Raw genomic sequence first — 24,212 nt, 5'->3', positions numbered from 1 at the left:
TCAAAGGACACCACCATGCTCGACGAACAACTCAAGACCCAACTCGCCGCCTACCTGGAGCGCGTGCAGCAGCCGTTTGAGCTGGTGGCTTCCCTGGACGACAGCGAGACGGCGCGCGACATGCGCGAGCTGCTGACGACCATTCAATCGCTGCGCAGCGACAAGATCACCCTGCGCACCGATGGCAACGATGCGCGCAAGCCTTCGTTCAGCCTGCAGCGCGTCGGCGCTACCAACTCCTTGCGTTTTGCCGGCCTGCCCCTGGGCCACGAGTTCACCTCGCTGGTGCTGGCCCTGCTGTGGACCGGCGGCCACCCGCCCAAGGTCGAGCAGGACGTGATCGATTCGATCAAGGCGCTGGACGGAGACTTCAACTTCGAGGTCTACATGAGCCTGACCTGCCACAACTGCCCGGACGTGGTGCAGGCGCTGTCGCTCATGGCCATCGTCAACCCCCACATCAAGACCACTGTGATCGAAGGTGGCGCCTTCCAGCAGGAGGTGACCGACCGGGAAATCATGGCCGTGCCCATGGTGTTCATGAACGGGCAGGTCTTCGGCTCGGGCCGCATGACCATCGAAGAAATCGTGGCCAAGCTCGATACCGGCGCCGCCGCCCGTGACGCGGCCAAGCTGTCGGCCAAGGCACCTTACGACGTGCTCATCGTCGGCGGTGGCCCTGCCGGCGCCGCAGCCGCCGTGTACGCCGCCCGCAAGGGCATCCGCACCGGCGTGGCCGCCGAACGCTTTGGCGGCCAGGTCAACGACACGCTGGCCATCGAGAACTACATCTCCGTGCTCGAAACCGACGGCCCCAAGTTCGCCGCCGCGCTCGAAGCCCACACCCGCGCCTACGACGTGGACATCATGAACCTGCAGCGCGCCGACCGGCTGATCCCCGCGGCCCAGCCCGGCGGCCTGATCGGGGTGCAACTGGCCAACGGCGCCACGCTGCAGTCCAAGACCGTCATCCTGTCCACCGGCGCGCGCTGGCGCAACGTCAACGTGCCCGGCGAAGCCGAGTACAAGAACAAGGGCGTGGCCTACTGCCCGCACTGCGACGGCCCGCTGTTCAAGGGCAAGCGCGTGTCCGTCATCGGCGGCGGCAACTCGGGTGTCGAGGCGGCCATCGACTTGGCTGGCCTGGTGGCCCATGTCACGCTGGTCGAGTTTGCGGACCAACTCAAGGCCGACGCCGTGCTGGTCAACAAGCTCAAGAGCCTGCCCAACGTGACCATCCACACCAACGCCCAGACCACCGAGATCACCGGTGCCGACGGCAAGGTCAATGGCCTCAAGTACAAGGACCGCGCCACCAACGTGGAGCACCTCGTGCCGCTTGAAGGCGTGTTTGTGCAGATCGGGCTCGTGCCCAACACCGAATGGCTCAAGGGCACGGTGGAGCTGTCCAAGTTTGGCGAGGTCATCGTCGACTCGCACGGCCGCACCAACATCCCCGGCGTGTTCGCGGCGGGCGACTGCACTACCGTGCCGTTCAAGCAGATCGTGATCGCGGCGGGCGACGGATCGAAGGCCGCGCTGAGCGCGTTTGACCATCTGATCCGCATGCCCGTGGTGGTGGCTGCGCCGGCAGGGGCTCCGGCCGCCGAGCCTGTGGCAGAAATTGCTTGATTTTTAGGTAAAAATGACTGCTGGCGCTTGATGGTAAAGCGCTGGTAGCTATCAAAATAAGAGCGACTGGTTGTCTTGTGCAGCCAGTCGCTTTTGTTTGGACTGTAGGGCGCCACCGAGCTTGTGCTCTATTGCGATTTGCTCGACGGTTGAGACTCCGTTCTGGGCACTCCGCAGTCCTTCATTCGTGCGAGAAGCCGTCGCCCTTGGCCCGTGGCCAACGCGCGACCGCTTGAGGTGTCGCGCTTCCTAGAACGCACATGTCCAACGCCAATCCAGACGTCGCGTGGCAAGACTGTCACTGTCATCTCGGCACGCTTCAGGACCCCGGGCGGGCGTCGCGCCGGAGTGACTGAGGCGGCTTGCCGAAGCCCCGCATGAACGCCTCGCGAAGATGGCGCCGATCGCGAAAGCCCGTTTCGCGTGCAACCACCTCCAGCGGATGGCGGCTGCGCTCGATCATCAAGCGCGCTGCCTCCACGCGCAGACGCTCTACCGCCCTGGCTGGCGACTGGCCGGTCTCGGCCGTGAACACACGGCTGAACTGGCGCGGGCTGAGGTTTGCGGCCGCAGCGAGTTCTTCCACGTTCAGCGACTGCGCCAGATGGCTGCGGGCATGCTCCAGCGCCCGCGCGATGCGGTCCGAGCGTGGCGCGAGATTCAGTATCTCCGAATGCTGCGACTGGCCGCCCGAGCGGCGCTGGTGCATGACCAGCCGGTGCGCCACCGCCCGCGCCACGTCGTCGCCCAGGTCCTTCTCGACGAGGCCGAGCGCCAGATCCAGCTCCGCCGTCATGCCGGCCGAGGTCCAGATCGGGTCATCGGCGATGAAGATGCGGTCCGGCTCGACCTGGATATCGGGATGGCGCTGCTGCAGTGCGTCTGCATAAGCCCAGTGTGTCGTGGCGCGTCGCCCTGTTAGCAATCCCGCCTCGGCCAGCACAAAGGCTCCGGTGCACAGCCCCACGGTCCGACGCGCCCGCGCGCCGCACTTTCGCAGCGCATGCAGCAGGTCGGACGGCGAGGGCGTGGCCAACGGGTCGAGCACGCCGACCACCATCCAGGTGTCGGCCGTGCTGCGTGCGGTAAAGGGACGCGTCTGCAGGGCCATGCCCAGCGATGCCTTCACGCTGCCGCCGGGCATCGAGTGACAAGCCACCTCGTAGAAGGGTTCGCCGGCCACAACGTTGGCGAACTCGAACACCGCCTGGGTGGCCAGCGCCATCACCTGAAATCCGCCCGGCAGGACGTAGCCGATTTTGTGCATTTTGTCTCCGAAGCTGATGGCATAAAACGTGACTATAAGCGTCATTTACGCCATGCGTCAGACGGCACAAAATTCGCTCCATCGCAACCACAAACGGATGACCCCATGACGCAGACGAACCTGGGCACCGCCCTCATCACCGGAGCATCCTCCGGCATCGGGGCCCTCTACGCCGACCGCCTGGCGCAGCGCGGCTACGACCTCATCCTCGTTGCCCGCAACCGCGAGCGTTTGAACCCGTTGGCCGCGGAGATCACCAGCCGCCACGGACGCGCAGTGGAGGTCTTCCCCGCCGACCTGAACGATCCGGTGGCGCTGCGCAGCGTGGAGAACAAGCTCAAGCGCGATGCCAGCATCACCCTGCTGGTCAACAACGCCGGCATCGGCACGCACACGCCGCTTCTGGAGAGCGACGTGGACCAGATGGCGCGCATGATCGACCTCAACGTCGTGGCGCTCACGCGGTTGAGCTACGCGGCGGTGCCCGGCTTCGTGGCACGCGGCAACGGTGCGTTGATCAACATCGCCTCCGTCGCGGCCGTCTCGCCAGAAGCCTTGAATGGCGTGTATGGCGGCAGCAAGGCCTTCGTGTTGGCCTTCAGCCAATCGCTGCAGCACGAGCTGGCCGGCAAAGGCGTGCGGGTGCAAGCCGTGCTGCCGGGTGCGACGGCCACCGATTTCTGGGCACGCGGTGGCCTTCCCGTGGAGCACCTGCCGGCGCAGATCGTGATGCGTGCCGAAGACCTCGTGGATGCCGCCTTGCAGGGCTTCGAGCGCGGCGAGTTGGTGACCCTTCCTGCGCTGCAGGACGGCGCCCTGTGGGATGCCTTTGAGGGCGCGCGCAAGGCACTGGCGCCCCACCTTTCGAGCAACGAAGTGGCATCGCGCTACCAGCCCTTGCACTGAGCGGCTGCATCGCATCCGACCTGCGCCCGCTCTGACATCAGCCTGAAGCCGCATTGCGTGCGCCAGCAAGCATCCATCCACCATGGCCTCCGGGCCACGACCCCCTCAATATTCAAGGAAACACACCGTGCCAGCAACCCACAAAGATTCGCTCTCCGACATCAAAATCCCCGGGACCAAAGAACACTTTCTCGATCCGCTCAGCTCAAAGAAGGGCGGCTTGGGGCGACTGCGCTATCTCTCGGGCGGAACGGGGCCAGCGTTGGTCCTGCTGCACACCGTGCGCACCCAGGCCGAGCACTTCCGCCACCTCATCCCGCTGGTTCAGGATCGGTATACGGTGTATGCCCTTGATCTCCCTGGAATGGGTTACTCGGAGATCGTGCCGGGCGCTTCCTACGAGGAGCCGGCCATGCGCGAGGCGGTCAAGAGCCTCATCACCCGACTCGACTTGCGCGACGTCACGCTGCTTGGCGAGTCAATGGGCGCTACGCTCGCCCTCACCACCGCGGCCGATCTGCCCGAGAGAGTGCGGCGTGTCGTGGCGATCAATGCGTATGACTACGCGGGCGGCATCAAGCGGTCCAGCCTGCTGGCCCGGTTCGTCGTGACCGGCGCGCTTGCACCGGTTGTCGGCGAGACCATCGCGAGCGTTCAACCCAAGCCGATCGTGGGTGCCGTGCTCCGAGGGGGCCTCGGCGACAAGTCCGCCCTGCGCGATGACTACCTCGATGAACTGTTGAAGGTAGGACGCCGCCCCGGCTATCCGGTGGTCGCCCGCGCGGTGCACGGCAACCTGCCCAGCCTCATCGCGGCCCGCGCCCGCTACCCCGAGGTCAAGGCCCCAATCCACCTCATCTACGGAGAGACGGATTGGTCACGGCCCTCGGACCGGCAAGCCAACAAGCAGCTCCTCCCCGCGGCCGAGTTTGTCCAGGTGCCTGGCGCCGGTCACTTCATCGTTCTTGAACGGCCGGACGTGGCTGCCAAGGTGCTGAACAACGCGCTGTGAGTCCATAGCGTGATCTTTCGATTAGTCCGCCACAACCCGAGGTGCTCTCATGCCCAACCCTGACATCGTTCTCTGCGCGCCGGTCCGAACCCCCATCGGAAGCTATGGCGGCACACTGAAGGAAACGCCCGCGTCCGCACTGGGTGCCGCGGTGATTCGCGAGACCCTTCATCGCTCCGGTCTGGCCGCGCAAGCCGTCGACACTGTGGTGATGGGAAACGTGATCCAGGCCGGCACCCGGATGAATCCCGCACGACAAGCCTCCATCGGCGGCGGACTGCCTGTACAGGTGCCCGCAATGACGGTGAATCGGGTGTGCGGATCGGGTGCACAAGCCATTGCAACGGCGGCACTCGAGATCGCGGCGGGTTATGCCTCGGCGGCGATTGCCGGCGGCATGGAGAACATGGACCAAGCCCCCTATCTGGTGCCCGGCGCGCGCTGGGGGCAACGCATGGGGGACGCCCAGATGCTGGACAGCATGCTGCGAGACGGTCTGCATGATGCTTTCAGCGGTCAACACTCTGGCTGGCATACCGAGGATCTCGTCGCTCGGTACGGCATCACGCGCGAGGACCAGGATCGCTGGGCCGCGCGTTCACAGCAACGGTTCAGCGCGGCTCAGGCTGCCGGCAAGTTCGCGCAAGAGATCGTCGCCATCGAACTCTCCAGCCGCAAGGGGCCGATGAGTTTCTCCAGAGATGAAGTCAACCGTCCCGACACCACGGTCGAATCACTGGCCAAGCTCAAGCCGGCGTTTCGAAAAGACGGAACCATCACTGCCGGTAACGCGCCAGGGCTTAACAGCGGCGCAGCGGCAATGATCGTTGCAGAGCGAGGTGTTGCCGAGAAGCATGGGCTGCAGCCCTGGGCGCGCCTGGTCTCGCACGGCGTCGCGGCGGTGGAGCCGGGCATGTTCGGCATCGGGCCGGTGCCGGCGGTCAAGCTGGCCCTGGAACGCGCCGGCTGGAAGCACACGGACATCCAGCGCATCGAGATCAACGAGGCATTCGCCGCGATCACGCTGGCCTGCCTGCGTGAGATGGACCTGCCGGAAGACATCGTCAACGTCGAGGGCGGCTCCATCGCCCACGGCCACGCCATCGGCGCAACGGGTGCCGTGCTGACCACGCGCTTGCTGCATTCGATGCGGCGCGACGGCCTGAGGCGAGGCATCGTGACCTTGTGCATCGGCGGCGGTCAGGGCATCGCGCTGGCGCTCGAAATGCTCTGATGGAAAGTATGGCGATGGGCCAGTACTCCCTGGATCCTGGTACATCAGTTTATGTATTGAGAATTATTCTCATATAATTTGCGCATCAGCCAGCCACAACGGCCCGTTCTTCTGCCCCGCAGAAGCCTGGGCCGTTTGCATGGAGCCAGCTCTGTATTCGTTGTCGTTTCAGAGAAGGATCTCCGTCCGTGGCGCAGCCATTTCATTCCCCTCCGTTTTCCTCCCGGCGCGCCCTGGCGCAGCCATCCAATCCTTCCCTGCAAAGCCACCTGCGGCCGCTGGCCTGGCTGGTGGCCTGTGCATGTGCTGCCATCGGCAGCGCGCATGCGCAGGGGCATGCTCAGGATGTGGCTCAGCTCGTGGCCGCAGGCCCGGCGCTCAAGGAGGTCGTCATCAGCGGCTCGCGCAGCGAGCAGGACCGCGACGAGCTGCCCATGAGCATCGACGTGATCAACGCGCAGGCCATCGAAGAAGGCCAGGTGCGCGACATCCGCGATGTGGCGCGCGAGTTGCCCAACGTGTCGGTCACGCGCTCGCCCGCACGCTTCACGCTGGCCAGCGGCTCCACCGGCCGCGAGCAGAACGCCGGCTTCAACATCCGCGGCCTGGACGGCAACCGCGTGCTGATGATGGTGGACGGCATCCGCATGCCGCGCAGCTATGTCTTCAGCGCCAATGCCTTCGGTCGCGACTACTTGGACATCGGCCTGCTGCAGCGCATCGAGGTCGTGCGCGGTGCCACGTCGGCGCTGTACGGGTCGGACGGCATGGCGGGCCTGGTCAACTTCATCACTGCCGAGCCATCGGCCTTCCTCGACGGCGACAAGCGCATCGGCGGGCGTGTGAGCCTGGGCTATGACGGCGACGACCACGGCAAGCGCGTGGGCGCCACGGTGGCGGGCAAGGCGGGCAACACGGTGCAGTGGCTGCTGGGCGGCAACGTCACGCGCGCCAGCGAGCTCGACAACATGGGCACCAACAGCGCGGCCAATGCCGACCGCACCCGTCCCAATCCGCAAAAGGATAAAAGCGGCGCGCTGCTGGGCAAGGTCATCCTCACGCCCGGCGGCGGCCAGCGCCATGTGTTCACGCTGGAGCATGTGGACAAGACCTCCGACTACGAGTTGCTCACTGCGCGCTCCAAGCCGCCGCTGGCCGCCACGTCCGTGCTGGGCTCCACCTCGTTCACCGACATGCAGCGCAGCCGCGCGACGTGGGAGGGCTCGTGGCGCGTGAACTCGGCGTTGGCCGACGACGTGAAGGCGACGCTGAGCTTTCAGGACTCGCATTCGCGCGAGTACGTCACCGAAGACCGCAATACCGCCGCCGACCGCGTGCGCGACGTGACCTACGACGAGCGCACCTGGCAGGCCAACCTGCAGGGCAGCAAGGTGCTGCGCGCAGGCCCTGGTGGCTTGGTTCAGAAGATCACCTACGGTTTTGACTACACGTCCGCCAAGGTCGAGAACCTGCAGACCGGCGTGACCCCGCCGGTGGGAGAGACCTTTCCGCTCAAGCGCTTTCCGGACACCACCGAAACCAGCGCCGCCCTGTACGTGCAGGACGAGTTCGTGACCGGCCCCTGGAGCATCACGCCCGGCGTGCGCTTCGAAACCTTCCGCATCAAGGCCGACCAGGCGGGCTTCGGTGCGCAGGCCGTGTCCCTGTCGGGCAATGCCACCTCGCCCAAGCTGGGCGTGCTGTACCGCGCCAGCGAGCAGTGGAGCGTGTTCGGCAACTACGCGGCGGGCTTTCGTGCGCCCAACGCGGGCCAGGTCAACGCCTTCTTCGAGAACCCGGTCAGCAACTACCGCACCGTGCCCAACGCCAACCTCAAGCCCGAAAAGAGCCAGAACTTCGAGCTGGGCGTGCGCGGCCGGCTGGATGCGCTGTCGGTCGAAGCTGCAGCGTTCACAGGCCGCTACAAGGACTTCATCGAAGACCTGCGCCAGGTCGGCGGCACCGGTGCGCCGGGCAACCCGCTGGTGTTCCAGTCGGTCAACATCGGCCGCGTCAAGCTCAACGGCTTCGAGGTCAAGGGCGACATGCGATGGGGCCAGTGGGCTGGTGGGCAATGGACATCGCCGTTCAGCTACGGCCAGACGCGCGGCCGCGACACCGCCACCGGCAGGCCGGTGAACACGGTGGACCCATCGCGCCTGTCGGCCGGCCTGCGCTACGACACCGGCAGCTGGATGGCGCGCCTGGATGCCACCCACGCTGCCGCCAAGAAGCCCAGCGACGTGGCTTTGGCCACGGGCAGCACGCAGTACCTCACGCCGTCGTACACGGTGCTCGACCTGTCGGGCCAGTGGCGCATCCGCAAGGACCTGCGCCTGAACCTCGGCATCTACAACCTGACCGACAAGAAGCACTGGCGCTGGGCCGACGTGCGCGGCCTGGCCGCCAACGCCAACTTCATCGACGCCTACAGCCAGCCCGGCCGCTCCGTGCGGGTGTCGCTGGTGGCCGATTTCTGAGTTCCGCTTTCATCCCCAGGCACCCACCCCAGGAGACCACCATGAGCCACGCTCCCGACCGGCCCGATGCCGGCAGCCACACCGATGAGGAATACAGCCTGCCCTGCGCCGAGGCGCTGCTGGCCGGCACGCTCGCCCTGATGACGGGCTACGTGCAGGCCTGTTGCGACAGCCACCGCGACGCCATGGGCCGCAAGATATCGGCCAACCTGCAGCTGCTGGCCGACGCCGACGGCTTCACCGCCCACTTCCGCACGGTGGTCTGGAGCCTGCAAGGCCGTTGGGAAGAGCAGTGCAAGGCCCGCCAGGACACCGCTGCCAGCGCCGCCATGGTGGCTGCCGAGCAGCGCCGCGTGCTGTGGCACACCGCGCCGGAGGCCATGCAATGACCGCCACCGTGAAGACTGCACAAGGCGCTGCGGCTGCTGCTGCTGCTGCTGCGCCGATCGCCGCGCCGGACATCCGCGCGCAATTCGCCGCAGCACGTGCCACGGGCAAGCGCTCCAAGGATGCGGCCGAGAGCATCGGGCTCTTGGAAGGCGCCGCGGTGGCTGCCCACGCGGGCGAGCACGGGCACCCGCTCAAGGTGGTACCGCTGCAGGGCTCGTGGCTGCACCTTCTGCAGGCGCTCGCAGCCTGCGGCCCGCTGATGGCGCTGACGCGCAACGAAGGCACGGTGCACGAGAAGACCGGGGTCTACACGCACGTGTCGGCCACCGGGTCGGTGGGCATTGCGCTGGGCGAAGACATCGACTTGCGCCTGTTCTTTGCGCAGTGGCATGCGGGCTTTGCGGTGACGGAGCTGGCCAACGACCCCGCCAAGCCGCCATCGCGCAGCCTGCAGTTCTACAACGCGCAGGGCCGCGCGGTGCACAAGATCTTCACGCGCGATGCCACCGACCTGGCCGCGTTCGACGCGGTGGTGAGCCGCTTTGCGCAGCCGAGTGCGGGCTACGTGTTCGGCAAGGCGCCCGCGCCGGAGGCAGTGCGGCCCGATGCCGACATCGACGCCGTCGGCCTGCGCGAGGCCTGGGGCGCCATGAAAGACACGCACGAGTTCTTCGGCATCACCAAGAAGTTCGGCGTGGAGCGCCAGCAGAGCTTTCGCCTGGTCGAAGGCCAGTTCGCCTGGCGTGCCACGCCGCAGGCCGTGCCGCGCCTGCTGGACGAGGCTGCGGTGGATGGCCTGCCCATCATGGTGTTCGTGGGCAGCGGCGGGTGCATCCAGATCCACACCGGTCCGGTGCGCAACATCCAGCCGCTCGATACGCCGCACGCGCAGTGGATCAACGTGCTGGATGAAGGCTTCAACCTGCACCTGCGCACCGACATGATCGCCAGTGTGTGGGTAGTCGAAAAACCCACGGCCGATGGCGTGGTCACCTCGGTCGAGGCTTTCGACCATGCAGGCGAGCTGATGGCCATGTTCTTCGGTGCGCGCAAGCCCGGCAAGCCCGAGCTGCAAGGCTGGCGCGACCTGGTGGCGCGGCTGCCGCAGGCGCAGCAGAACGAGGTGGCCCATGCTGCGTGATGGTCTGACCGACACCGCGCGCAGGCAGCTGCTGCGCGGCCTGGCCGCACTGCCGCTGCTGTCTGCCCTGGGCGCCGAGCGCGCACTGGCAGCCGGCCCGGCGCGCATCGTCTCGCTGGGCGGTGCATTGACCGAGGTGGTCTACTTGCTGGGCGCACAGGGCCAACTGGTGGGCACCGACACCACCAGCCTGTTCCCCGAGGCCGCGCTCAAGACCGCCAAGGTCGGCTACATGCGCCAGCTCTCGGCCGAGGGGCTGTTGTCCCTCAAGCCCGACGCCGTGGTGGGCACGACGGAGGCCGGCCCACCCGTGGTGCTGGACCAGGTGCGCAGCGCCGGTGTGCGCGTGGAGCTGGTCAAAGCCGACCACACCTGGGACGAGGTGCAGCGCAAGGTGGCCACCGTGGGCCGCGTGGCAGGCCGCGAACGCGAGGCGCAGGCCCTGCAGGCGGACCTGGATGCGCAGTGGGCAGCGGTGCAAAAGCTGGTGGCAGCCACCACGCGGCGCCCGCGCGCCATCTTCATCCTGTCGCACAGCGGCAGCCCCATGGTGGCCGGCACTGGCACGGCGGCGGATGCGCTGATCCGCTTTGCGGGCGCCACCAACGCCATCACGCAGTTTGCAGGTTACCGGCCCGTGACGGCCGAGGCCATGGCCAGCGCCGCGCCGGACGTGCTGCTCAACAGCACGCAGGGCATCGAAGCGCTGGGTGGTGAGGCAGCCTTCTGGCAGCGGCCTGAACTTGCACTCACGCCCGCGTTCCGCCGCAAGGCGCTGGTCGCCATGGAGGCCAGCCACCTGCTGGGCTTTGGCCCGCGACTGCCCGGCGCCGTGCGCGAGCTGCACACCCGCACGCAGGCGATCACGGCGTGACAGATATGTCGTTGGCGCAGCCCGGCCCGCGCTGGAACGTTGGGCGCCTGTCGCCCCGCACCGCGCTGGCCATCGGTGCGGCGCTGGTGGGGCTGAGCTTTGTCTGGGCCAGCACGCAGGGCGCGTATGCCATCGAACCCGCCCAGCTGTGGCAGGTGCTGCTGCAGGCCGTGGGGCTGACGCCGTCGGCCGACCAGGCGCCGGAATACCTAGTGTTCATCAACATCCGCCTGCCGCGCCTGCTGATGGGCGTGGCCGCCGGGGCGGGCCTGGGCCTGGCCGGTGCGCTGATGCAGGGGCTGTTTCGCAATCCGCTGGCCGACCCGGGCCTGATCGGGGTCAGCAGCGGGGCCGCGCTGGCGGCTGCGCTCACCATCGTGCTGGGCAGCCATTGGCTGCCCGACCTGCCGCGCACGCTGGGCAGCTGGACGCTGGTGGGCATGGCGTTTGGCGGCGGCCTGCTGGTCACGGCGCTCATCTACGGGCTGGCACAGGCCGATGGCGGCACACGCATGGGGCTGATGCTGCTGGCCGGTGTGGCCGTCAATGCACTGGCGCTGGCGGGGCTGGGTTACCTCAACTTCATCTCCACCGACGAGCAGCTGCGCAACATCCAGATGTGGCTGCTGGGCAGCCTGGGCGGTGCGCGCTGGAGCGCCGTGGCGCTGGTGGGCTCCATCGTGGCCGTGGCCTGCGGGCTGGGCCTGGCGCTGGCGCGCCCGCTCAACGCCATTGCCCTAGGCGAGGCGCAGGCCGCGCTGCTGGGCGTGCCGGTGGAGCGCACCAAGCGCCTGGCGGTGCTGGTCACCGCGCTGGCCGTGGGCTCTGTGACTGCGGCCACGGGAATCATCGGCTTCATCGGCCTAGTGGCGCCGCACTGGGTGCGCCTGGTGGCCGGGCCGGACCATCGCGTGGTGCTGCCTGGCTCGGCCCTGCTGGGCGCTGCGCTGGTGCTGGCGGCCGACGTGGTGGCGCGCACCATCGTCAAGCCGGCGGAACTGCCGCTCGGCGTGCTCACGGCCTTTATCGGCGTGCCCTTGTTCCTGGCCATGCTGCGGCAATTCAGGAGCAAGGTATGAGCGGGCTCGACAGTCCCCGCGGCGACCAACTCGTCTGCGATCAATTGGGCGTGGGACTGCCGGGCCGCCCCTTGCTGGCCACCGTGCATACACGCCTGGCACCTAGCCGTTTCACTGCCATCCTTGGGCCCAATGGCGCAGGCAAGTCGACGCTGCTGTCCATGCTCTCGGGCCAGCGCGCGCCACGCTCGGGTGTGGTGAGCCTGGGGGGCAGGGCGCTCTCGGCCATTGCCGCGCCGGAACTGGCGCGCCTGCGCGCCATGCTGCCGCAGGAGACGGCGGTGGCCTTCGATTTCACCGTGCAGGAGGTGGTGGAGATGGGGCGTTTTCCCCACCGCCAGTCGCCCAGCCAGCACGAGGCGCGCATTGCCCACGAGGCCATGGAGGCCACGGGCGTGGCCCACCTGGCGGGGCGCGGCGTCAACACCTTGTCGGGCGGCGAGCGCGCACGCGCCCACCTGGCGCGCGCGTTGGCGCAGATCTGGGAACCCCGGCCCGGCGGCGCCACGCGCTGGCTGCTGCTCGATGAGCCGACTGCCGCGCTCGACCTGGCCCACCAGCACCAGTCCATGGCCCTGGTGCGCCGCTGGGCGGTGGAGCAGGGCATTGGCGTGGTGGCCGTGCTGCACGATTTGAATCTGGCGCTGCGCTATGCGCACGACGTGGTGCTGATGGGTGCAGGGCGCTGCGACGTGGGGCCTGTGGGGCAGACGCTGGACGCTGCCGCCATCGCGCGCGTATGGGGCGTGCAATGCTCCGAGGTGTGCGCCAACGACGGCACGCCGCAGTTCCTGGTGGCGGCTGGATGAAGCGCAGATGACGATTCGGTCATCTGCCGGAGCCTTGCCCTTGGGCGCATGGGGATATGCGCAGTGGCGCATGCTGCGCCGCGCCATCTTGTCACTAGAATGCGCGCACACCATGCGCCGCCTGCTTCTCGTCTTCCTGCTGCTGTTCATGCCGCTCCAGTCCATCTGGGCCGCGGCATCGCCGTACTGCGGGCACGAGGCAGCGCCGCAGGCATCGCACTTCGGCCACCACGTGCACGAGCACCAGGCCGATGGTGCGCATGCGGCGCCTTCCCTGGCGAGCGAGACACCGGACCACATGGGCCTCGCCACCTCCGGCACGGCGGACATGGACTGCCATGCCTGCCACGGCGTGGGCAGCGGCATGGCCTTGAGCGCGAGCGCCCAGGCCATCGTGGTCTCGGTGAGCCGTCCTGCGCCCCAAATGGCTCCGGCCTGGGTGCATCCCCCGCTTTCCCGCCCCGAACGCCCCAACTGGTCCGTCCTCGCCTGAGCGGCGAGGCGGGCTGCGGGTAGCCCCTTCCTGACGATTCCACGCTGCCCTGGCGGGCAGCAGCGGTGCGCGCGTGCATGCGTGCCGGGTGTCGTGCCTTGCCGATTTCAACCCCGTGGCCTCCGGCCACTGCAGAGGAATCGGATGCAACGAAAGAGAAGAACCAAGCACACACCGCGGCTGCGCATGGCCGCTATAGCCCTGGCATGGGCGCTGGCCGGCAGTGCCGCGCTGGCCCGGTCGCCGCCGCCGCCGCTCACGCTCAAAGCCTTGTTCGACAGGGCCTGGGAGCGCCAGCCCGAGGCGCAGTCGGCCGCCCTGCGACGCGAGTCCGCACAGGCTGCACGCAGCGGTGCCGACACCTGGACGGCCGAGCCCGCCGCGCTGGAACTGTCGCGCAAGAGCGACCGCCCCGGCAGCAACCAGGGCAGCCGCGAGTACGAGGTGGGCGTGGCCCTGCCGCTGTGGCTGCCCGGAGAGCGAGCGCGCAAGGCCGCACTGGGCGACGCCGAGATCAAGGCCGTGGAAAGCCGCCGCCTGGCCGCGCAGCTGCAGCTTGCCGCCACTGTGCGCGAAGCCTGGTGGGCCTTGCAGCGCGCGCAGGCAGAACTGGGCCTGGCGCAGGACCGGCTGCAGAACGCACAGCGCCTGGCGGCCGATGTGGCACGCCGCTTCAAGGCGGGCGACATGTCCCGTGCCGACCAGACCCAGGCCGACGGCGCCGTGGCCCAGGCCGAGGCCGCTGTGGCCGAAGCCATGGGCGCGCGCGATGTGGCGCAGGCAGCCCTGGCGGCCTGGGGCGGCAACGTGGTGCTGGCCGACGGCGCAGACCCCGAGGCCGAAGCCCTGCCAGCGCCCGGCCTGCCCGCCGACCACCCGGCGGTGGCCGACTGGCAGGACCAGGCCGCAGTGGCGCGCCGCGCCGCCGACCTGGCCGCCGTGCAGACGCGCGCCAACCCCGAGCTGACGGTGGCCGCCACGCGCGGGCGCGAGCAGGCCGGCGACCGCTATCTGCAAAGCTTCACCGTCGGCGTGCGCGTGCCCCTGGGCGGTGGCGACCGTGCGCGCACCAAAGAGACAGCGGCCCGAGCCGACGCACTCGATGCCGAGGTGCGCGCCCGCGCCGAGCAGGACCGCCTCGCGGCCGACGTGGCCGCCGCTGCGGCGCGTGTGAAGGCTACCCAGGCCCAGCGCGAGGCCATGGCCCGCCATGCAGCCCTGGCGCGCGACACGCGCGACTTCATCGACAAGGCCTTCCGCCTGGGCGAGGCAGACTGGCCCACGCGCCTGCGCGTGGAGCTCGAAGCCGTGCAGGCCGAGCGCCAGTGGGCACGCGCCCGCATCGATGCCGCCGCCGCCGTCTCCACCCTGCGCCAGGCCCTGGGCCTGTTGCCGCAGTGAGCGCAAAGCCTCCATTCACCCCCCCCCATTTTTGTAATCACCATGCAACTCCTCTCTCTCTTTTCCACACTGGGCCTGGCCCTGGTGCTGGGCCTCGTGCCGCCGGCAGCCTTGGCCGATGCGGGGCATGACCATGGCGAAGCCCCCGCCACTGCAGCCGGCCCTGCGATGCCGCGCTTTGCCGCCACCTCCGACCTGTTCGAGCTGGTGGGAGTGCTCGATGGGCAAAAGCTGGCGCTCTACCTCGACCATGCGGGCGACAACAGCCCGGTGAAGGAGGCGCAGCTCGAGCTCGACATTGCCGGCACGCGCGTGCCCGTGACCCGCGTGGCGGACGGCGAGTTCCAGGCTGCGTTGGCCGCTCCGCTGGCCGAGGGCGCAAGCCCCGTCACCGCCACCGTGGTGGCCGGCACCGACACCGACCTGCTGGCCGGCGAGATCGACGTGCATGCTGCGGCGCATGCCCACGCCGAGCCCACGGGCCGGCGCAATGCGCTGGTAGCCGGCGCCGTGGCTGTCGTGTTGCTGGCCCTGGCAGCGGTATGGGGCTTGCGGCGTGGCCGCACCGCGCGCACTCAGCGCCTGGGAGGTGCAGCATGAAGCGGCTGACCGCTCTCCATTCCGTCGCAGCCCTGTTGGTGGCCGCTGTGCTGTGCGCCCCGTTGCTGGCGCGCGCTGGCGAAGGCCATGACCATGGCGATGCCCCACCTGCTGCCGACGGCAATGGTCCCAAGCGCCAGCCCGATGGCAGCGTGTTCCTGCCCAAGCCCGCGCAGCGCCAGCTGGGCGTGCGCACGCTGGTGGCCGCCGAAGGCCAGCACCCCAAGGCCTTCGAGCTGGCTGGCACGGTGGTGATGGACCCCAACGCCGGCGGCAAGGTGCAGGCCGCGCTGGCCGGCCGGCTGGAGGCGGGCCCCAAAGGCCTGCCCGGCGTGGGCCAGGCCGTGCGCAAGGGCGAGGTTCTGGCCTATGTGGTGCCGACGGCGGGTGCCATCGAGCGCTCCAACCAACTGGCCCAGCAGGCCGAGCTGCGCGCGGGGCGCGACCTGGCGGCACGGCGCGTGGCGCGTTTGAAGGACCTGGCCGACACCGTGCCGCGCAAGGACATCGAGGCGGCCGAGAGCGAGCTGCATAGCTTCACCCAGCGCCTGGGCGCGGTGGGTGCCGGCCTGTCCACGCGCGATGCGCTGGTGGCACCGGTCTCGGGTGTGATCGCCTCGGCCAATGCCGTGGCGGGCCAGGTGGTGGATGCGCGCGAGCTGCTGTTCGAGGTGGTCGACCCGGCGCGCCTGCGCGTGGAGGCCCTGGCCTACGACACGGCCCAGGCCCACAGCGTGGCCGGTGCCGCGCTGGCCGTGGGCGGGCAGCGCGTGCCGCTGCGCTTCCTCGGGGCAGCGCGCAGCCTGCGCGAGCAGGCGCTGCCGCTGCAGTTTGCCGGCGATTCGGCGGTGCTTGGCACCCTGGCCCTGGGCCAGCCGGTGCGCGTGTTCGTGCAATCCACCGAGCAGGCCGCGGGCGTGCAGGTGCCGGTGGCCTCGCTGCTGCGCAACCCCGCCAACCAGACCATCGTCTGGGTCAAGGAGTCGCCCGAGCGCTTTGTGCCGCGCGTGGTCACGTATGTGCCGCTCGACGGTGCCTCGGTGGCCGTGACCTCGGGCCTGAAGGCCGGTGACCGCGTGGCCACGCAGGGCGCCACGCTGATCAACCAGGTCCGCTGAGGGAGCCGCAATGTTCAAGTGGCTCCTCGAAAACAGCCTGGCCAACCGGCTGCTGGTGCTCATCGCGGCCGGCGTGCTCATGGCCTATGGCGCCTTCACGCTCTCGCGCACGCCGGTGGACGTGTTCCCCGACCTCAACAAGCCCACGGTCACGCTGATGACCGAGGCCGGCGGCATGGCCGCCGAGGAGGTGGAGCAGCTCATCACCTTCCCGCTGGAGACGACCATGAACGGCCTGCCCGGCGTGGAGAGCGTGCGTTCCACCTCCAGCGCGGGCCTGTCCTTCATCTACGTCACCTTCGACTGGAGCACGGACATCTTCCGCGCGCGCCAGATGGTGTCCGAGCGCCTGTCGTCCATGGAAGAAGGGTTGCCCGTGGGCGTGACGCCGCGCATGGGGCCCATCAGCTCCATCATGGGCGAGATCATGCAGGTGGCGATCCCCATCGACGTGCAGCGCACCACGCCCATGGCTGTGCGCGAGTACGCCGACTGGGTGCTGCGCCCGCGCCTGCTGGCGATTGCCGGCGTGGCCCAGGTGATCCCCATCGGCGGCGAGGTGCGCCAGTTCCAGGTGCAGCCCCACACGGCGCGCATGGCGGAGTTGGGCATCACGCACGACCAGCTCACGGGGGCGCTCAAGGGCTTCTCCAGCAACACTTCGGGCGGTTTTCTGGAGCTCAACGGGCGGGAGTACCTTATCCGCCACCTGGGCCGCACCTCGCGCCTGGAAGACCTGCAGAACCTGGCGCTCACCGCGAAGAACGGCCAGCCCGTGCTGCTGCGGCAGGTGGCCGAGGTGACCTTCGCCGCAGCACTCAAGCGCGGGGACGCGGGCTTCGAGGGCAAGCCGGCCGTGATCCTGGGCATTCAGAAGCAGCCCACGGCGGACACCATCGCGCTCACACGCAGCATTGAGTCGGCGCTGGGTGATTTGAAGAAGTCGCTGCCCGAAGGCATGGAGGCGCCGCGCGTCACCTTCCGCCAGGCGAGCTTCATCGAGGCCTCGGTCACCACGCTGCAGGGCAAGCTCATGGGCGCTTCGGTGTTCGTGGCGGTGATTTTGTTCGTGTTCCTGGGCACGCTCAGGCCCACGGTGATCGCGCTCACGGCCATCCCGGTGTCGATCTTCATCACGGCGCTGGTGTTCAAGTACTTCGGCCTGTCCATCAACACCATGACGCTGGGCGGCCTGGCGATCGCCATCGGCGGCTTGGTGGACGACGCGGTGGTGGACGTGGAGAACGTGCTGCGCCGCCTGAAGATGGACCGCGCCAAGCACCCGAACCACCGGCTGCACCCCATCGAGGTGGTCAAGCTCGCGTCGATGGAGGTGCGCTCGGGCATCCTCTACGCCACGGCCATCATCGTGCTGGTGTTCCTGCCGCTGTTTGCGCTGCCGGGCATCGAGGGGCGGCTGTTCGTGCCGCTGGGCATCGCCTTCATCGTCTCCACCGTGGCCTCGCTGCTGGTGTCGGTCACGGTCACGCCGGTGCTGGCCTTCTACCTGCTGCCGCGGATGAAGAACCTCGATCATGGCGACACACGCGTGGTGGCCTGGCTCAAGGCGCGCTACCGCAGCGGGCTCACCGGCGTGCTCGCACACCCGCGCATCGCCATGGCCGTGAGCGCAGTGGCGGTGGTGCTGTCGGTGGCGGCGGTGCCGTTTTTCCCAACCACCTTTTTGCCGCCCTTCAACGAGGGCACGCTGCTCATCGGCATGCGCCTGAACCCGGGCGTGACGCTGGCCGAGTCGGCCGCGCTGGCCAGCCAGGCCGAGGTGCTGGTGCGCCAGGTGCCCGAGGTCACGCACGTGGGCCGGCGCAGCGGGCGCGCCGAGCTCGACGAGCATGCCGAGGGCGTGCACGTGAGCGAGCTCGACGTGGGCCTGCTGCCCGCGGCTGAGCTCAAACGCAGCATGGCCGAGGTGCAGGCCGACATCCGCAGCCGGCTGGCGCAGATGCCGGCGGCCATTGCCATCGGCCAGCCCATCTCGCACCGCATCGACCACATGCTGTCGGGCGTGCGCTCGCAGATCGCGATCAAGCTTTTCGGCGAAGACCTCGACACCCTGCGCGGCCAGGCCGATGCGCTGCGCGCGCGCCTGGCCAGCATCGACGGCCTGGCCGACCTGGAGGTCGAAAAGCAGGTGCTGGCGCCGCAGATCACCGTGCGCGTGGACCATGCCGCAGCCGCCCAGTACGGCGTGCCGGCCGCGCAGGTGCTGGCCACGCTGCAGGGCCTGGTGGAGGGCGAGAAAGTCACGCAGATCGTGGAGGGCAGCCGCCGCTTTGCGCTGGTGGTGCGCCTGCCCGAGAGCGCGCGCTCCATCGAGGGCCTGGCGCAGATCATGATCGAGACCCCGCGCGGGCGGGTGCCGCTGTCGCGCCTGGCGACCATCGAGGACGGCGACGGGCCCAACCAGATCAGCCGCGACGATGGCAAGCGCCGCATCGTGCTGTCTGCCAACGCGCAGGGCAGGGCGCTGTCCGACGTGGTGGCCGACATCCGCAAGGTGGTGGGCGAGACGCGCCTGCCGGACGGCTACTTCATCACCCTGGGCGGCCAGTTCCAGGCGCAGGAGGAGGCCAGCCGCCTGGTGGGCATGCTGGCCATCGTCTCGCTGGTGCTGATGTTCGTGGTGCTCTACACGCGCTACCGCTCTGCCACGCTGTCGGCGCTGATCATGGCCAACATCCCGCTGGCGCTGGTGGGGGCCGTGCTGGGGCTGTGGATCTCGGGCCAGCCGCTGTCGGTGGCGGCGCTGATCGGCTTCATCACGCTGGCGGGCATCTCGGTGCGCAACGGTATTCTGAAGGTGAGCCACTACCTGAACCTGATGCGCGTGGAAGGCGAAAACTTCGACCACGCCATGATCGTGCGCGGCTCGCTCGAACGCCTCTCCCCCGTGCTCATGACGGCCCTGGTCACGGCCTTCGCCCTGGCCCCGCTGCTGCTGGAGGCCGAGCGCCCCGGCACCGAGATATTGCACCCGGTGGCGGTGGTGATCTTCTCGGGCCTGATCAGCTCGACCCTGCTCGATACCTTCCTGACCCCGGCCCTGTTCTGGCTGTTCGGCCGCCGCGATGCCGAGCGACTGCTCGACGAGAAGAACGCCGAGGCGTTCTGATGTTTCGATTCCTCCATGTTTTCCATCCACCCTTTGAAAGGTTCACCATGCAGACCACAACCCGTCTTTGCGCCGCCCTGGCGCTCACGGTTTCTCTTTCCAGCACCGCCTTCGCCGCAGGCGACCACGCCCATGGCCACGAACACAAGCCGCTGCACGGCGGCATCGTGGTCGAAGCCAATGACATGGACTACGAACTGGTGGCCAAGCCGGACGTGATCACGCTGCACCTGCGCGACCACGGAAAGCCGGCCAAGACCGAAGGCGTGAGTGCCAAGCTCACCTTGCTCAACGGCATCGAAAAATCCGAAGCCATGCTGGTGTCCACAGGCGAGGGAAAACTGGAAGGCAAGGGCGCGTTCAAGGTGGCGGCGGGCACGAAGGTGGTGGCGCTGGTCGCGCTGCCGGGCAAGAAGGCGGCCAACGTGCGGTTTGTGGTGAAGTAAGCGGAACGGATGAAAAGGGGCCTGCCAGCAGCGGTGTGTGTCTGTTTTCGCTGCTGCGCTGGGCGCCTCGCACCGTAGTCCTCGAATTTTTAGAAAAAATACGGCCATAGCGCTTATCAGGAATGCGCTGATAGCTATCAAAATAGAAGCAAATGCTATTTTGAGAGGAGCCTGCAGGGCAACCGTCTTGCAGGGCTTTACCACGCGGCTTCGGCGGTCGATGTGCGCAGTCGGAGCAACCGCCGGACGATCCAGCGCTGGACGGCGGACTGAGAGCAGTCTCCCCGTGTGCATCGGTCGCTGAAATAACAACAGGTGAGACACACGGTCGCTGTTAGGCTAAGCCAAGCCAGGTCATTCGCCCCAGAGACCACACAACCGTCCGCGGGCCTGTGCGGGCGGTTGCGGGTGACAAAAACTCTGTGGGCTCCATCCATTCATCAGCGCCTGGCGCCAACGAAGGCCTTCCTCCCGTGAAGGCCTGTTCAACGTTTGTTCGGCGCACAACGCCTTCTCTGCACCATGCCCATCCTGCGTTTTGTCACTTTGGCCGATGTGGCCCATCTGCTTCCCGTTGACGGTCCGATGGCCGAGCTCCTGAGTTCGGAGCCAGATGCCTGGGCCGATGCCACCGTGGCCTGGGTGACGGGCGACGTGCACTGGTCCGAGCTTTCGCTGGACACCCCCTTGCAAGCCGGCGGTGCCATGCGGGCCCTGGCGCAGGCCACCTCCGGCGCAAAAGGACCACCCCCCGGTGGGGTGCGCCTGATCCTCATCGAGGGCAACCTGCAGATCGATGGTGCGCTGACCTCCAGCGACACCCACGGGTCCAGCCACCTCGTCGTGCTTGGCAGCGTGCAGGTGGCGCACGCCGTGGTGGGGGGACAGCTGTTGCACGTGCAGGGTGCGTTGCAGGTCCACGGGTTGCTATGGGGCGATGGCGAGCCGGGGGAGTTGCGGGTGAACGGTGGGTTGTCGGCGCGTGTGGCGCTTTTCACCGAAGCCTATGCCTTGCACCTTGCTGGCGGGGAAGACGTGGAGTTTTTGCTCGATGAGGTGCGGGGTGTGCCCAGCCTCGTGGAGTTTTCGAGCGAGGCTGCGGGCCTGGTGTTTGCGCCAGGGTTCTTCAACGGCATCGACGATGGAGAGGGCGGCTTGGCCGAGCTGTTCGATCGTGATCGTGTGGTGGCCGCCGTGCGCAGCGGCGAGAGCCCTGTGCGCAGCAGCAGTGACATCCACAACGACCTGCCCCTGGCTTCCGATCTGTTTGCGGACGAGGCCATCAGCGTGGCCAACATCCTGGCTGCGGTGAACTCTGACGCGCTGGCGCCCGAGGAACACCATGTCCGCGATTGGTTTGGGCAGACCCATTTTTCACTGTGCCGCCGCCACGTGGACGGGGATGGAAACCCGCACGACGACAGGGTGTACATGACGGTGTGGAAGACCTGGGACTTCTACATGGGGGTCGTTCAAGAACCTGCGCCCCCAACCCGGCGGCCAGGGCGGGTGGCTGGCAAGCTGCAGCGCCCCGCGCCAGTGGTGCCAGCGGTGCCAGTGGCCGAGCGACTGTCTGTGCTGTACCGCCCCTACGACGATGGCGTGGCCGGCGACTGGAGGGGGCTGGACGAAGCCGCCGATCCAGAGGCGCACGAGGCCTGCACCCAGGCCTGGCGCGGCGTGATCGACTATGTGCGCCGGGCCGTGGGCCAGTCGCGCGCGGGCTACCCGCTGTACCGGCGATTGAAGGCAGAGATCACAACAAAGCGCATTGAGCGCTTCACCCAGCTGCCCGTATTCACGGAGGAGTACAACGACTGGTGGGATGCCGACAAGCGCGGCACCTGGTTTGACGACGTGTGGGTGGGCGCGCGCCAGCCTGGCATGCATGAAGGTGAGTTCTGGTGCCGCGCGCTCGATGTGAGCTGGGAGAACGGCGAGGATGCCCCCGGCGACGCGGAGCACGACGCCCATGGCGCTTACCAGATTGATATTGACAGGCCGGGCGAGGGCCGGGAGCCGGTGGAGTTCACCTACAGCCAGCGGCAAAGCGAAAACCGCCCGCCGTTGCCGTGTGGCGCTGCCGACCACATTGCGCGATTGCTGCGCCTGTATGGCATGGTGGAGGCGCCCTTGCTGCAGGCGTATGCCGAACAACTGGCCGAGCAGGCCCAGGAGCGCGCCGCGCAAGCCGAGGCCCGGCGCATAGAGGCTGCGGTGCACCTGCTGGCTACGCAGCCACTGGCCCATGGCTTGCCGGATGAGGCCGTGTTCCCGCCCGAATTGCTGGCACTGTCCGAGGAGTGGCAGGCCGGCGGCCAAGCCTATGTGGCGGCCATCCGCGCCTACCAGCTCGCGGAGCAGGCAGCCGCCGCTGCAGCCGAAGCGGCTGGCTACCAGGCACCAGGTTGGGACAACGATGAAGGCGCCGGGCGGAACGGCCCGAACGACACACTGCCCGACGACCCGCGCAAGGCCAGCGCCGCCACCGTGCTGCAGCTGGCCCGGGTGGTGAACCGCCATGCGGACGAGGCCCTTACCGAACGGTTTCGCCAGCGCTTTGCCTTTGCCCCCGATGCCTATGTGCACCTGGCGGCCGACCAGGGGCCGTCCATCGGCCCGGTGTTCTGGCTGCCCGATGGCGATGGTGTGGTGGCGCGCATCGGAGCGGAACACAGCGATGACGCGCGCTGGGTGCGGTTGCAGGGCCCGGCGCTCACGCCGCTGCCCGCGCTCAAGGGCCTGGGCCGCTCGCACGACGGGCGCTGTTTTGCGCTGAGCGACGGCACCCATATCACCACGCACCAGGGCTTTGGCGGGCCACAGATCGCGCAATTGCCGCTGCCGCAAGGCAACGAAGGGCTGCCCGCATCGCTGGGCCTCGCCGCAGGCGAGCTGGGCCAGCGCTGCGATGAAGTCATCCCCTTCAACGACGGCCAGCGCGCTCTGCTGCGCAACCCCACGGGGGTGTACCTGCTCACGCCCGCCGGCGTGCAGCGCATCCACCCGCAGGAGTTCGACGAGGACGGCCCTTACAGCTGGCCCAAGAACCAGATGCAGGAGGTGGGGGAGAGCGACGACGATGACGACAACGAAGATGAGAACGGGGACGGAGACGACGATGGGGACGGCGGCGAGGACGAAAGGGAGAACACCGGCCCCCGCCAGCTGGCGCTGTGCATGCTGCACATGGCGCTCTCGCCCGACGAACGGCACATTGCCCTGGGCGACCAGGACAGCAGGCACATCCTGCTCGACGCCCAGGGCAAGGTGCTGCGTGCGCTGTTCACCGACGACTACCCGCACCACACCCGCTTCTCGCACGACAGCGCGCTGCTGTGGGCCAACTCCTGCCATTTCTACAACGGCTGCACCGTGGCGAGCCGCGTGGACGATGCGCAGGACAGCGAGGGCACGCTGATCGACTCAGAATGGCGCGTCTACGCATCGGCCACCCTGCCGGGCATGGTGATCGTGGGCGATGCCCATGGCTACCTGCATGCCCGCGACGACGCCGGCAAGGCGCTGTGGCGCCACCACATCGGCAGCACGATCAGCGCGGTAGAGGTATCGCCGGATGGCAGCCTGCTGCTCGTGGGAAGTTACGGCGGCTACCTGGTGCTGTTGCAGCGGTCAGAGACGGAGATGGATCGGTATTCCATCGGCAACTCGCCTTATGTGGAGCTGCGCCGCTGGATCTTCTGGGACGCCGAAGCCGCGCCGCTGCGCTGGTGATCTGCGGGCAGGCTGTGGCCCGCTGGGCCGCACCAAGCAAGTCTTGGTGAGGCCATACGCGGGCATGCCACGGATGGGGTTCAATGTCTTTGGATCAGGCTTTTTTTACCTGCCTGTGCGTGCTGCGACTTTGCCCTATTTCCACTGGCGGCCGTTGCCGGTAGCGCACCCGTAGGGCGGTACCGCGTTGGCAAAGCGTTCTTGCAACTGGGCGCAGCCCCAGCGGTTGAGTGGTTCCGGTGCTCTGGAGTTGAGTTCGATGCCCACCTCGTCGTAGGGCGACTTCGCTTTGCTCACATAGTCATACCAGCGCTTGCCGACATACAGGGTCACTACCGTGGCGGCTATCAAGGTCACTAAAACAACTTTGAGGGCTGGCGATTTTTTCAAAAGAAAACTCCGGGTGGGATGAGCGATGGGCGGTGGCCCGATGAAAGAGGGGGGTGTGCCGTGCCGCCATGTGGC

At 68.0% G+C, this 24,212-nt stretch carries 19 protein-coding genes; 17 read left to right on the top strand and 2 right to left on the bottom strand.

What is annotated here, in order from left to right; genetic code table 11:
- Positions 1-15 precede the first annotated feature (15 nt).
- The gene (ahpF, locus tag ASE39_RS00380) at positions 16-1,632 is read left to right on the top strand and encodes an alkyl hydroperoxide reductase subunit F (protein WP_057269859.1); all 1,617 of its coding nucleotides are present in this window, start codon (positions 16-18) and stop codon (positions 1,630-1,632) included.
- Between the two features lie 319 nt (positions 1,633-1,951).
- Here the strand turns inward: ahpF and ASE39_RS00375 are convergent, their stop codons facing one another.
- Positions 1,952-2,899, bottom strand: a complete 948-nt coding sequence (locus tag ASE39_RS00375; RefSeq protein ID WP_057270279.1) for a GlxA family transcriptional regulator — start codon at positions 2,897-2,899, stop codon at positions 1,952-1,954.
- 105 nt (positions 2,900-3,004) lie between these two features.
- Here ASE39_RS00375 and ASE39_RS00370 point away from each other — a divergent pair, with 105 nt between their 5' ends.
- The 16 genes from ASE39_RS00370 (at position 3,005) to ASE39_RS00295 (ending at position 23,747) form a co-directional block, all read left to right on the top strand.
- The gene (locus ASE39_RS00370; protein ID WP_057269858.1) at positions 3,005-3,805 is read left to right on the top strand and encodes an SDR family oxidoreductase; all 801 of its coding nucleotides are present in this window, start codon (positions 3,005-3,007) and stop codon (positions 3,803-3,805) included.
- Positions 3,806-3,932: 127 nt separating this feature from the next.
- Entirely contained in the window at positions 3,933-4,817 is an 885-nt protein-coding gene (locus tag ASE39_RS00365) for an alpha/beta hydrolase (RefSeq protein ID WP_057269857.1), read from the top strand.
- A 49-nt stretch (positions 4,818-4,866) separates the two neighbouring features.
- A complete protein-coding gene (locus ASE39_RS00360; protein ID WP_057269856.1) occupies positions 4,867-6,051 on the top strand; it encodes an acetyl-CoA C-acyltransferase in 1,185 nt (394 codons plus the stop codon).
- Between the two features lie 233 nt (positions 6,052-6,284).
- On the top strand, positions 6,285-8,531 hold the full coding sequence (locus ASE39_RS00355; RefSeq protein ID WP_057270278.1) for a TonB-dependent hemoglobin/transferrin/lactoferrin family receptor: 2,247 nt from the start codon (positions 6,285-6,287) through the stop codon (positions 8,529-8,531).
- Between the two features lie 41 nt (positions 8,532-8,572).
- Positions 8,573-8,920: a hypothetical protein gene (locus ASE39_RS00350; RefSeq protein WP_010464072.1), complete on the top strand. Its 348-nt coding sequence runs from the start codon at positions 8,573-8,575 to the stop codon at positions 8,918-8,920.
- Positions 8,917-10,062, top strand: a complete 1,146-nt coding sequence (locus ASE39_RS00345) for a hemin-degrading factor (RefSeq protein ID WP_057269855.1) — start codon at positions 8,917-8,919, stop codon at positions 10,060-10,062. The genes ASE39_RS00350 and ASE39_RS00345 overlap by 4 nt, the downstream gene beginning before the upstream one ends.
- Positions 10,052-10,936: an ABC transporter substrate-binding protein gene (locus ASE39_RS00340; protein ID WP_057269854.1), complete on the top strand. Its 885-nt coding sequence runs from the start codon at positions 10,052-10,054 to the stop codon at positions 10,934-10,936. Before ASE39_RS00345 ends, ASE39_RS00340 begins: the two co-directional genes overlap by 11 nt.
- 5 nt (positions 10,937-10,941) lie before the next feature.
- Positions 10,942-12,015 (top strand): iron ABC transporter permease, encoded by a 1,074-nt coding sequence (locus tag ASE39_RS00335; RefSeq protein ID WP_057269853.1) that lies wholly within the window; start codon positions 10,942-10,944, stop codon positions 12,013-12,015.
- On the top strand, positions 12,012-12,824 hold the full coding sequence (locus ASE39_RS00330; RefSeq protein WP_057269852.1) for a heme ABC transporter ATP-binding protein: 813 nt from the start codon (positions 12,012-12,014) through the stop codon (positions 12,822-12,824). Before ASE39_RS00335 ends, ASE39_RS00330 begins: the two co-directional genes overlap by 4 nt.
- A gap of 112 nt (positions 12,825-12,936) precedes the next feature.
- Positions 12,937-13,317 (top strand): hypothetical protein, encoded by a 381-nt coding sequence (locus ASE39_RS00325; protein ID WP_035198253.1) that lies wholly within the window; start codon positions 12,937-12,939, stop codon positions 13,315-13,317.
- A gap of 186 nt (positions 13,318-13,503) precedes the next feature.
- Positions 13,504-14,718 (top strand): TolC family protein, encoded by a 1,215-nt coding sequence (locus ASE39_RS00320; protein ID WP_140426649.1) that lies wholly within the window; start codon positions 13,504-13,506, stop codon positions 14,716-14,718.
- Between the two features lie 42 nt (positions 14,719-14,760).
- Entirely contained in the window at positions 14,761-15,318 is a 558-nt protein-coding gene (locus ASE39_RS00315) for a hypothetical protein (protein ID WP_029414106.1), read from the top strand.
- Complete coding sequence (locus ASE39_RS00310) at positions 15,315-16,436, top strand: HlyD family efflux transporter periplasmic adaptor subunit (protein WP_057269850.1); 1,122 nt, start codon at positions 15,315-15,317, stop codon at positions 16,434-16,436. The genes ASE39_RS00315 and ASE39_RS00310 overlap by 4 nt, the downstream gene beginning before the upstream one ends.
- 10 nt (positions 16,437-16,446) lie before the next feature.
- The gene (locus ASE39_RS00305; RefSeq protein ID WP_057269849.1) at positions 16,447-19,566 is read left to right on the top strand and encodes an efflux RND transporter permease subunit; all 3,120 of its coding nucleotides are present in this window, start codon (positions 16,447-16,449) and stop codon (positions 19,564-19,566) included.
- A 47-nt stretch (positions 19,567-19,613) separates the two neighbouring features.
- Positions 19,614-20,012 (top strand): hypothetical protein, encoded by a 399-nt coding sequence (locus tag ASE39_RS00300; protein ID WP_057269848.1) that lies wholly within the window; start codon positions 19,614-19,616, stop codon positions 20,010-20,012.
- A 522-nt stretch (positions 20,013-20,534) separates the two neighbouring features.
- Entirely contained in the window at positions 20,535-23,747 is a 3,213-nt protein-coding gene (locus tag ASE39_RS00295; RefSeq protein ID WP_057269847.1) for a hypothetical protein, read from the top strand.
- Between the two features lie 135 nt (positions 23,748-23,882).
- On the opposite strand, the gene ASE39_RS00290 is transcribed toward ASE39_RS00295, so the two are convergent.
- On the bottom strand, positions 23,883-24,104 hold the full coding sequence (locus tag ASE39_RS00290) for a hypothetical protein (protein ID WP_241777007.1): 222 nt from the start codon (positions 24,102-24,104) through the stop codon (positions 23,883-23,885).
- Between the last annotated feature and the right edge of the window lie 108 nt (positions 24,105-24,212).

Source organism: Acidovorax sp. Root267 (assembly GCF_001429215.1).
GTDB classification, from domain to species: domain Bacteria; phylum Pseudomonadota; class Gammaproteobacteria; order Burkholderiales; family Burkholderiaceae_C; genus Acidovorax; species Acidovorax radicis.
The sequence above is the reverse complement of the archived record's forward strand: the minus strand, read 5'-3'. Positions and strand labels throughout refer to the sequence as shown.